This is a genomic window from Bacillus timonensis (genome assembly GCF_004799755.1).
In the GTDB taxonomy this organism is placed as follows: Bacteria; Bacillota; Bacilli; order Bacillales; family Bacillaceae_L; genus Ferdinandcohnia; species Ferdinandcohnia timonensis_A.
Genome location: NZ_SLUB01000087.1, coordinates 1 through 11,030, shown reverse-complemented (window position 1 = coordinate 11,030; position 11,030 = coordinate 1). Strand labels below are relative to the sequence as shown.

9 protein-coding genes and 2 pseudogenes are annotated in these 11,030 nt (G+C 37.2%); 6 read left to right on the top strand and 5 right to left on the bottom strand.

Annotation, left to right across the window (positions count from 1 at the left end; genetic code table 11):
• A pseudogene (locus E1I69_RS22880) lies at nt 1-240 on the bottom strand (spore germination protein); the annotation flags it as partial.
• A 489-nt stretch (nt 241-729) separates the two neighbouring features.
• Nucleotides 730-927: pseudogene (locus E1I69_RS25145) on the bottom strand (phospholipase D-like domain-containing protein); the annotation flags it as partial.
• 440 nt (nt 928-1,367) lie between these two features.
• Here E1I69_RS25145 and E1I69_RS22870 point away from each other — a divergent pair.
• Nucleotides 1,368-1,934, top strand: coding sequence for a DJ-1/PfpI family protein (locus E1I69_RS22870; protein ID WP_136381827.1), 567 nt, complete (start codon nt 1,368-1,370; stop codon nt 1,932-1,934).
• Between the two features lie 352 nt (nt 1,935-2,286).
• On the opposite strand, the gene guaC is transcribed toward E1I69_RS22870, so the two are convergent.
• Nucleotides 2,287-3,270, bottom strand: a complete 984-nt coding sequence (gene guaC / locus E1I69_RS22865; RefSeq protein ID WP_116350827.1) for a GMP reductase — start codon at nt 3,268-3,270, stop codon at nt 2,287-2,289.
• 169 nt (nt 3,271-3,439) lie between these two features.
• Nucleotides 3,440-3,979, bottom strand: a complete 540-nt coding sequence (locus E1I69_RS22860; protein ID WP_136381826.1) for a helix-turn-helix domain-containing protein — start codon at nt 3,977-3,979, stop codon at nt 3,440-3,442.
• A 238-nt stretch (nt 3,980-4,217) separates the two neighbouring features.
• On the opposite strand from E1I69_RS22860, the gene E1I69_RS22855 reads away from it, so the two are divergent.
• Together E1I69_RS22855 and E1I69_RS22850 are read left to right on the top strand one after the other, a co-directional pair.
• A complete protein-coding gene (locus E1I69_RS22855) occupies nt 4,218-4,883 on the top strand; it encodes an alpha/beta hydrolase (RefSeq protein WP_136381825.1) in 666 nt (221 codons plus the stop codon).
• Nucleotides 4,873-5,298 (top strand): DoxX family protein, encoded by a 426-nt coding sequence (locus E1I69_RS22850; protein ID WP_136381824.1) that lies wholly within the window; start codon nt 4,873-4,875, stop codon nt 5,296-5,298. The genes E1I69_RS22855 and E1I69_RS22850 overlap by 11 nt, the downstream gene beginning before the upstream one ends.
• A 40-nt stretch (nt 5,299-5,338) precedes the next feature.
• On the opposite strand, the gene E1I69_RS22845 is transcribed toward E1I69_RS22850, so the two are convergent.
• The gene (locus E1I69_RS22845; RefSeq protein WP_242634682.1) at nt 5,339-6,436 is read right to left on the bottom strand and encodes a metallophosphoesterase; all 1,098 of its coding nucleotides are present in this window, start codon (nt 6,434-6,436) and stop codon (nt 5,339-5,341) included.
• A gap of 352 nt (nt 6,437-6,788) precedes the next feature.
• On the opposite strand from E1I69_RS22845, the gene E1I69_RS22840 reads away from it, so the two are divergent.
• The 3 genes from E1I69_RS22840 to panF all read left to right on the top strand — a co-directional run bounded on the left by E1I69_RS22840 (nt 6,789) and on the right by panF (nt 10,612).
• Nucleotides 6,789-8,750, top strand: coding sequence for an LTA synthase family protein (locus E1I69_RS22840; RefSeq protein ID WP_136381822.1), 1,962 nt, complete (start codon nt 6,789-6,791; stop codon nt 8,748-8,750).
• 117 nt (nt 8,751-8,867) lie between these two features.
• On the top strand, nt 8,868-9,155 hold the full coding sequence (locus tag E1I69_RS22835; protein WP_136381821.1) for a YhdT family protein: 288 nt from the start codon (nt 8,868-8,870) through the stop codon (nt 9,153-9,155).
• Nucleotides 9,152-10,612 (top strand): sodium/pantothenate symporter, encoded by a 1,461-nt coding sequence (gene panF, locus E1I69_RS22830; protein WP_116350821.1) that lies wholly within the window; start codon nt 9,152-9,154, stop codon nt 10,610-10,612. Before E1I69_RS22835 ends, panF begins: the two co-directional genes overlap by 4 nt.
• Nucleotides 10,613-11,030: the final 418 nt, after the last annotated feature.

Genomic DNA, 11,030 nt, shown 5'->3' with positions numbered 1-11,030 from the left:
TTCTATAGGTATGTTTTTCATTAAATAGGTATAATGTAAGAATTCTACAGAAAGTTCTTCCATGTATTTAATGACATATTCATTTAGAATCTCTGGTTTAATTAAATTCTTCATGAAAATAATATGAATCCCCTCTTGTCCAGCTTCAATCTTTCGACAATTCAAGTCGGGCGATTCATTAAGAATCGATTTAATTTTTTCATAACCTGGGAAGTTATCATTATTATGACGCTCTGTCATGATTAACATATCCTTCAACCGTTTTTAATAGTGTCTGTAAAAACAATTAATTTATACAGAATATGGATTGAAGGACAGTAAACTATTTCATCATCATGGACAGCTTAAACCATTATTGTGTCTAGATTAAGTAAGGTATCTAATAACCTCTATTTCCAATCTAAGAAATTCAGACCACCCATTCCAGAAGGCAGAATTAAGTGTCTCTCCATGGTTAGTCTAAAGGTAACAGATATTTTTAATTTCAACCTCTTTGATCTGCCTTTTTAGCATTTCTGATTTTTGGTAATGAAATTCCATCGTAAATAGGAAAAAAACCATGTTGGAAGTTCTTATAACACGGATTTTAGCCTTTTTAAAAAAAAACAGAAATATTTTTAAAACAAAAATTTGTTAAATCTAGATTTAAGCATAGAACAAAAGAATAAGATTCATCAACTTATAATAATGGAGAAAGCAGGCGAGCACCCTGTTCAACAATGCGCTCGGTTCTGGTACAGAGATATTCCAATGAGCTTCGAAGAGCCTTTGCAAGTCAACTGAGGCTTCACCCACAATTCTTACATGGGTATCACGCCAGTATCCTACGTCGGGCTTTAATCCAGTATATTCATCCCCAACATTAATACCGCCAGTAAAAGCTTCCATATTATCGATAACGACAATCTTACAATGATCCCGGTTATTCAACGTCAATAATGAATAAAATAATTAATTACCGTGAAATATTGAGTTTGGAACCCATTAAGTAGACCAAACTTTAAGTAACATGGAACTCATAAACTATAATGGACAGTTAGATGTAACGCGGATGACGGGAAACTGTCGCGTTCCGTGTGGAGCAGGGAAAAGCTGAAGATAACATCAAATGCTTACCTATTGCTAACTTATCTTGAATAAAATTTAAGCAATGATCTTCAGCAATCGGAGGCGTCTTTTTGATATGCCCCTATATATTAAGATTAAGGGATTTGATATTGTTAAGGTAATGTGAAGGTATTCGCTTAACTTACGGGTGCGTTGATCCAAGAAGGATTAATGCACTTTTTTGTTGAATTTATTCTACAAACGGTGTAGGTTAGTTTAACAAAAAAAATTATCCTTTATAAGGAGAGGGAGAAGATTTAATGGAAGTCGCTATTGTTGCATTTGATGATTTTACGGATATTGATGTTTTTTTACCTTGGGACATATTAAATCGTGTTAATCATCCTGAATGGAATGTTCAAATTTATGGGACTAAAGAAACTCATAGTTCGGTTACTGGTCTTACAGTTCCAATCCATTCATCTATTGATGAACTAAGAAATGCAGATGCAATTTTATTTGCCAGTGGTCCAGGTACGAGGAGACTATATAAGGATGAAAATTATCTTAAAAGACTAAAAATAAATCCATCGAAACAGTTAGTAGGTTCTATGTGTTCTGGAGCACTTATTTTAGGAGCTCTTGGTTTATTAGACGGTATGACTGCAACCACTTACCCAACAGCGAAAAAGGAATTACAAAAATTTAATGTTACCGTTGTCGAAGAATCATTTATTGTTGAAAAAAATATCGCAACTGCGGCTGGTTGCTTAGCCGCACAATATTTAGTTGGATGGATAATTGAAAGATTGATAAGTAAGAAAGTAGGAGAAGCAGTAATAAATTCAATTCAACCTGTTGGAAAGGGCTTATCTTTTACAAAGTAATGTTATTAATCTATCCTGAAAGAACGTAAATAACTTTTATTTTCTGTGGTGAATCTCTGCTTTATGGATGAAAAACAGGTGCATTAGTTTTATAAGATAATACCAAAAAGGCTTAGGGTTGAAAATAACTCTAAGCCTTTTTGACTGTGAAATATACTGTGATTTGTCTGTGATTAGGTTTGTGATTTAACGTTTAGCACCTCACAAGTGAACCTGTTAGGGAACATACTTGGGGGTTCCTTTTTCAAAAACATGCCTAGTTGAGAAGCGTCGTAGTCCAAGGGACCACAAGAACCGTCCCCTTGGCACCCTTGGTACCCTGGCACCCCAGGTACCTATAGCACGTTGGTCCTTAATAAATTCGGTCGCCGTTGAAGATTGAGTTTTTGACGACGACGTAGTCGACGTGGCGGATGGAATCTAGTTTGTTTCCGCCGGAGTAAGAGATAGCAGATTGTAAGTCTTGCTCCATTTCTTTAAGTGTATCTTTTAGTGAGCCTTTGTGCTCAACGTAGATTTTCTTACCTTCCACATTCTTCTTTTCGCCTTTTTGGAATTCAGAAGCGGAACCGAAATATTCTTTCACTAGTTTACCTTCAACTTCTTTTGTTTCACCAGGTGATTCTTCATGTCCAGCGAATAGGGAACCGATCATGACCATTTTCGCACCGAAGCGGACTGATTTTGCGATATCACCGTGAGTACGAATACCCCCATCTGCAATTACAGGCTTTGTTGCAGCTTTTGCACACCAACGAAGTGCTGCTAGCTGCCAGCCACCAGTTCCGAAACCAGTTTTGATTTTCGTGATACACACCTTACCAGGTCCAATCCCAACCTTTGTTGCGTCAGCTCCAGCATTTTCTAATTCTCTTACCGCTTCTGGAGTACCAACGTTACCAGCGATGACAAAGCTCTTTGGCAGGTGAGCCTTAATATGCTTTATCATTTCAATGACTGAGTTTGAATGACCGTGAGCAATATCAATCGTGATAAATTCTGGTACAAGGTTTTCTTCAACAAGTTGTTCGATGAACGCATATTCCTCAGGCTTAACACCGACGCTGATTGAGGCGATTAACCCGCGGGATTGCATATCTTTAATAAAACCAACACGTTTTTCTGGGTTGAAACGGTGCATAATATAGAAATAGCCATTTTCAGCTAAAAATAATGCGATTTTCTCATCTATAATGGTCTGCATATTAGCAGGAACGACCGGAAGTTTAAAGGTGTGTCCACCAAATTCAACTGTTGTGTCACACTCTGAACGACTGTTTACAATACATTTTGCTGGGATTAATTGAATATCTTCGTAATCAAATACATTATCCATTAAAAACACTCCTAAAACCGAATATTGTTTTCTTTGTTATTTAATAATGTTCGTACATTAGATAATGTACATGATTTTTAAAACGATGTCAAAGTTTTTTTCTTAATGGTAGCCGAACAAACGTTAACAAAGAAAAAAAGCCTGCGATTTCCGCAGACTTAAAACAAACTTATAAAATATCATTTAATTCCGAATCGGAGTAGACAGAGATCAAAATCACTGCCGTTGTTTCTCCGATGTTTTTTACAAAATGAGGAACACTGGCATTCCAGCTGAAGGAGTCTCCTTCTTCTACGATAACGGAATCCTCTCCTTGTTCAGCGAGAATTTTTCCTTTTAAGACTAAATGACATTCTTCGCCTTCATGAGCGTTCGGTTCTCCCATGGAAGCACCTGGCGGACATTCGACAATCATCATGCGCAAGCCACCCTTGGAGGTGAGATGTTCCACTTGTAAATGATTAAAAGATGTTTTTGTACGAGCATCCTTACGAACAACCCGCATATGTTCTTTCTTTTCTAATAATAAGTAGGGAAGAGGAACTTCTAAGAAATCCGAAATTGTTTTTAATGTATTAATTGATGGAGAGGTATTGTTATTTTCAACATTGCTGATGAATCCCTTGGAAAGGCCAGTACCTTCACACATTTGGGCGATGGTTATTTTTTTGCGATTTCGTATTGCGCGAATTTTAGTGCCAATATCCATAATTTGTACCTCACTTGTATTCTAGTAGGAAACATATTTTTATATTAGCAAAAAAACTGTTGACAATCTACCATAGGTCTTGTTATCTTATAAACAACAAATATTCATATTAAGAAACAAACCCTAGAGGTTTTCTTTTTTGCCTTCGTGTTTCTTCATACGAATATTTTATTTCTATATAAATACTACGCTGTGGGGATACTTTAACTAAATATGATGAAGGAAGGACTGATTTGAATTGAATTCACCTTTTGTTTATGAACTACGTAATCCTTCAACAATTGAACCGAATAAAAAATACCCTGCGTTGTTTTTAATGCATGGGATGGGGAGCAATGAACAAGATCTCCTCTCATTAACAAAAGGCTTGGAGGAGTTATTTTATATTTTTAGTATTCGTGGGCCTTTACCACAACCACCAGGCTATGCCTTTTTTACAATTGAAGGTTATGGCAAACCGCACAGAGAAGTATTTGACCAGAGCATTGATCAACTCACACATTTTCTTGATTATACTGCGCAAAGCTATCCGATTGATCAAGAAAACGTCTATTTACTAGGATTCAGTCAAGGAGCAATCGTTTCGATGACTTTAGGGCTTTCATTAGGAGACAGAATTAAGGGCATTGTCGCTTTGAGCGGGTATATTCCTCGATTTGTAAAAGAGGAATATGACATTCAATCTGTCGAAAATCTTTCAATCTTTATTTCGCATGGGCAACAAGACCCTGTGTTGCCGTATCAATGGGGAGTGGAGAGCAAGGAGTTTTTTGAAAAGCTTGGAGCGAATGTGAGCTTTCATTCATATCCAGAAGGACACACCGTATCACTACAAAATTATCGTGATTTGAGGGAATGGATCACGAACGAATTAAAAAATGGAGGAATTGGAAATGGAAAATAAAATTGAATTAGGTAGTTTAATTATAAGAGTTGTGTTAGGGATTACATTTTTTATTCATGGACTTGTGAAATTTCAAGACGGAATTGAAAACACAGTTGTTTGGTTTGACAGCATTGGACTACCAGGTGTTTTAGCATATGGCGTAGCAGGTATTGAACTTGTTGGTGGAATTATGTTAGTTCTTGGATTATTTAGTAGAATTGTGTCAATCCTATTTGCAATCGTAATGGTTGGTGCCATTGTTAAAGTGAAACTTGCAATAGGCTTTTTAGGGAATGGACAAATGGCAGGTTATGAATTAGATTTAGCGTTTCTAGCAATGGCTGTGATGCTTGCTATCACAGGTTCGAAGGCATTTGCTCTTGATCAACTGATTTCTAAAGGAAAAGAAAATACAACAACTTCTATTAATTAAGGAAAAAAAGCATTACCTTTAAAAATAAGGTAATGCTTTTTTACTTGAATTCTACATTAATCACCACAACCTCAGATCTCGTTCCAAGTCGAAGGGGAGGTCCCCAAGTTCCAAATCCAGAAGAAACGATGGAATGCATATTTCCTTTTTTCAATAAACCGTAGTCATTCTCATAAAGCATGTTAGTGATTAGATTTCCAGGAAAGACTTGTCCACGATGGGTATGTCCTGACAGAAGTATGTCGATCCCGTTTGCCTGTGCAGCATCTAATTCATTCGGCTGATGATCGAGCATAATCATCGGTTTGGATGAATCAAGTGTTGAAACTAGCTTCGTCATTTCGACACGATTTTTATCTGTATCATCATTTCTTCCTATTATATAGATTTCGTTTTCAATCATCGTCACTTCATCAGTTAAAACCTCAATCCCGAGCTCCTCCATTTCTTCGACAATTTTTTTGTTATCCTGCCCGTAGTAGTCATGATTTCCAAGTGTGGCATAGACGCCAAGTGGTGCGTCGATTTTTCGCATCATCTCACCCATGTTTTCTTTCAAAAATGGCTCAATGTGATCATCGATAAGATCTCCAGGGATCAACACAATATCTGGACGAGTTTCTTCTACTAAATGGACAAATTTTTCAAGATGGTTTTTACCGACGATACTCCCGAGGTGAAAATCAGAAGCCATTAAAATTTTCAACCGATCCCGTTCGACATTTTTGTCGATCGAAAGTTGATACGTTTGTACAACAGGACTCCAAGCATAGAAAGTTCCGAAACTAAAGATCAAGATGTACACCGAGAGTAGCACGAATCCAATTGCACGAATGCCTTTCTTTTTTAATAGAAAAAAGAGAAGGGTAGCGATTGGTAGGAGGATAAGTCCAAATCCTGCGAGGATGAGCCAATAATACCCGATTGTTTGCAGAATAGCTGATGATGTAGAGTACCCTACAAAAATGCTTAAGGATAAAACCAGAATGACTAAGCTATATGTCTTTTTATGTCGAAAAGAAAATGAATATTTGAGCCATACCCATCCCATATACCCAAAATAAAAGCTCATACCACTATAAAGCAAGAGAAATAGGAGAATTGCTAGAATAAACATAGTTCGAATAGCCCTTTCCATTTTAGTAATTCCTTTTATAGTAGTATAATTGAAAGCAATCGATTCGTCTTTGTTTTTGCTTTCTTTTGTAAAGAAAAATTGTTCATAAATGAGAAGGATGTAACGTATTTTATAAAAGTTTGTAAATACGGTGTACAGGCTAGTGTGTAAGGGAATACATAAGTTGCAAGAAAATTTCGGGGTTTTCTAGAACTATTGACTTTTTGACGAAACGTAGTAAAGTAAGTGAATGTATCGCTTATGTAAATTAAATTACATTTGTTAATAATTTGTTCATATTTGCTTGGTAAAATAGTTTTTACGATTTTAGTTATTGAAATAATTTTTGTTTAGATTGAAGGTAGGTGCAATCATGAAAAAGAATTTTCTAAAACGTGGTCAAAATATCTTCACTAGCTTTTTTGGCTTCTACTTATTAGCAGTGTTATTGCTTTGGATTAAAACATTCATTTCACAATCAACCGAATTTAACTTAAATATTGATAATTCATTACAGACTTTTTTATTGATTTTGAATCCTCTTGGATCGGCTTTATTCTTTTTAGGTCTAGCATTCTTAGGGAAAGAGAAAAAGAGAAATAGACGACTTCTCATTCTTTATTTTCTAATGTCTTTCCTTTTATACGCGAATATTGTTTATTACCGTTTCTTTAGTGACTTCATTACATTGCCAACATTGTTCCAAACACAGAACTTTGGTGATGTGAGTGGAAGTGTTGTTTCACTTTTAAAACCATATGATTTCTTATTCTTTATTGACTTTTTCGTCCTTCTAGGACTGGTTTTATTTAAAAAAGTGAAGTCTGAGACGACAGCAAGTAGTATGAAAGGTTTAAAAGTAGCTGCATTATTTGCATTTGCGATTTTAATTTCAGCTGTTAACCTTACTCTTGCAGAGGCTGATCGTCCACAGCTATTAACACGTGGATTTGACCGCCATTATATCGTGAAATATTTAGGTATGTATAACTACACGATTTACGATGCAGTTCAAAGTACAAAGGCTTCTACACAAAGAGCATTAGCGGATAGTAATGATAGCATTGAAGTAATTAACTATACAAAAGCAAACTATGCTGAGCCAAATCCAGAATATTTTGGAGCAGGTAAAGGCATGAACGTTATTTATCTTCACCTTGAGTCCATGCAAAATTTCTTAATCAATTACAAGCTATACGGGGAAGAGGTAACACCTTTCTTAAATTCATTAGTGAATGAAGGAAATACACTTTACTTTGATAATTTCTTCCATCAGACTGCACAAGGTAAGACAGCTGATGCGGAATTTCTTCTTGAAAACTCATTATATGGTTTACCGCAAGGATCAGCTTTTACAACGAAAGGCTTGAACACATATCAAGCTGCTCCAGCAATCCTTGGACAAGAAGGTTATACATCTGCTGTATTCCACGGAAACTCAGGAAGTTTCTGGAATCGAAATGAAATTTATAAGTCATTTGGTTATGATCATTTCTTTGATTCAAGTTATTATCAAATGAATCCAGAAGACCTTGCTGAATATGGACTAATGGATAAACCATTTTATGAGCAATCAGCAGATTTATTAGACACATTACCACAGCCGTTTTATACAAAATTTATTACTGTAACGCATCACTACCCATATAAAATTAATGAAGAGGATGCAACGATTGCGCCTCATACAACAGGTGATCGTTCTGTTGATGGATATTTCCAAACGGCTCGATATGCAGATGAAGCATTAGAGCAATTCTTCAATGATTTAAAAGAAAAAGGCTTATACGATAATTCAATTATCATTATGTACGGTGACCATTATGGTATTTCCGAAAACCATAATAAAGCCATGAGGCAAGTGCTGGAAAAAGAAGAAATTACACCATTTGATAGTGCTTCCCTTCAACGGGTACCATTGTTCATCCGAGTTCCAGGTATGGAAGGTGGGGTTCAACACCAATATGGTGGACAAATTGACCTTCTGCCAACACTCCTACACTTACTTGGAATTGATACGAAGGATTATATGCAATTCGGAACAGACTTACTTTCTGAACAACATGATCAAGTGATTCCATTCCGTAATGGTGATTTCGTAAGTCCAACTATTTCCGCAGTTGATGGAAAGTTTTATGATTCAACAACAGGTGTTGAAATCACAGAAGACCAGCTAGACACTGCGAAAAAGCTTCAGGACATCGTAGAAGAAAAGTTAGCAACTTCTGATAAGGTTGTAAATGGTGACTTGTTACGATTCTACACACCACAAGGATTTGAGCCGGTTAATCGTTCAGATTACAATTATTTGATTGATGGTGAGGAATCAGCCGAATAATGATTAAAAAGCTACCTAAGGATGTTTCTTAGGTAGCTTTTTTGATGGGCAGACACCATTTTGGGGCAGGATAGGTAAATAAGAACACGATTCGACGTGTAGTAAGGGGAAATTGGCATGGAGAAAAATAAACATACGGGTGACCGCAGATATAAGGTCGCTAAAAAGGAAGCATTACTTGGAATCGGTTTAGCGGTTTTCAATTTCATATGGTGGTTTGGCTTTGCATATGGATTCGGGTCAGAGCCAGTTTCAGAATATACATATATCGCAGGATTACCAAGCTGGTTTTTTTACAGTTGTGTTGTTGGTTTTATTGTGGTGGTCTTGTTGGTGATTATTCTTGTAAAAATGGTCTTTAAAGAGGTACCGTTTGATGAAGAAGAAGGAGGGGACTCGTTATGAATTGGGAAGTATTAATCCCTTTCCTTGGTTTACTAGTGATTATTTTTATAATTGGAATTTATGCAGCAGGACATTTAAAGAATAGCTCCGGATTTCTTCAAGATTATTTTTTAGGGAGCCGTGAGTTAGGTGGTTTTGTACTGGCTATGACAATGGTAGCGACGTATGGAAGTGCAAGTAGTTTCATCGGTGGTCCTGGTGCTGCGTACACGATTGGGCTTGGGTGGGTACTTCTTGCCATGATTCAAGTGGTCACAGGGTATTTTGTTCTAGCGGTGTTAGGGAAAAAATTTGCGATTGTTGCCCGTAAAATAAATGCTGTCACCATCATTGACTTTTTAAAGGAGCGCTATAACTCGAAGTGGGTTGTTTTACTATCAGCGGGAAGTATTATCATTTTTCTATTTGCTTCAATGATTGCCCAATGGGTTGGGGGAGGCAGATTAATTGAGTCCTTAACAGGCTTGTCGTATACGAGTTCATTATTCATTTTTGCAATTTCCATTTTAGTTTATGTGACGATTGGTGGTTTTCGTGCCGTTGCTCTAACAGAGACGATACAAGGCATCATCATGTTTATTGGGACGTTGATTATCCTCATTGGAACGATTATTGCAGGTGGAGGAATCCCAGCCATTATCAAAGAACTTATTGGGCAAAATCCAAATCTCATATCCCCGTTTGGACATGATCAATCTCTTACTCCCATCTATTTATCTTCGTTTTGGATTCTTGTTGGGGTAGGCGTTGTTGGGTTGCCTCAAATTGCCGTAAGAGCGATGTCGTATCGTCATGCAAAAGCGATGCACCAGGCGATGATTATCGGAACCATTGTTGTTGGATTTATTATGCTTGGCATGCATTTATCAGGAGTTTTTGCAAGAGCTATCATTCCAGGGATTGAAGTTCCTGATACCGTTATGCCGTTGTTAGCCATGGAAGTATTACCCCCATGGTTGGCTGGAATTGTTCTTTCCGCACCAATGGCGGCGATCATGTCTACTGTTAACTCGTTATTATTAATTGTAGGCTCTTCCATTGTGAAGGATGTGTATTTAAATTACATAAAGCCTGATGCAACAGATCAAGCTGTAAAAAGAATAAGTATGAGTGTTACAGGGCTCGTGGGTATTTTGGTGTTTTTTCTATCCATCAATCCCCCTGACTTATTGATTTGGTTAAATCTGTTTGCGTTCGGCGGGCTTGAGGCTGCCTTTATTTGGCCGGTTGTACTAGGCTTATATTGGCGAAGGGGGAATAAGTATGGAGCCATCTCCTCAATCATCGTTGGAGTAGGTAGCTATATCCTGATCCATACCACGAATCCAGAGCCCTTTGGTATGCATTCCGTTGTTTTGCCTGTGTTTTTCTCGCTTATTAGTTTTGTGGTCGTAAGCCTGCTGGTGAAGGAAAAAGACCTTGAACATTTACGGAATATTGATGCGAAGTTTTCATAATCGACAAGTGCAAAGCGCTTGTCATTTTTTTTATGATAGATCGGCCTCTAGCCAATTTTCTCGGTTGGTGAAGGCAGTTAAAGGATAAAGTTAAAATATAAAAACGGGGCTGTCCAAAAAGTCATTGAAAAGTGACTTTTGAGGACAGCCCCTCATTTTTTATATTTATTGGGTCAACTAAAACTAGGTTGTTGATTTCCGCTGCAGGTACTCGCTTTCCGCGGGCGGTCCCGGAGCCTCCTCGTCGCAAGCTCCTGCGGGGTCTCCCCTGGCCACGCTTTGCCCGCAGGAGTCTCGTACCTTCCGCTCCAATCAACAAGGTTACAAGATTCAGTAGTCTTTACACCAAAATTTTTTAAAAAAACGCACAAAAAAATCATCCTTTTTAGTAAAATGAAGTTACCACACAACATTCCAG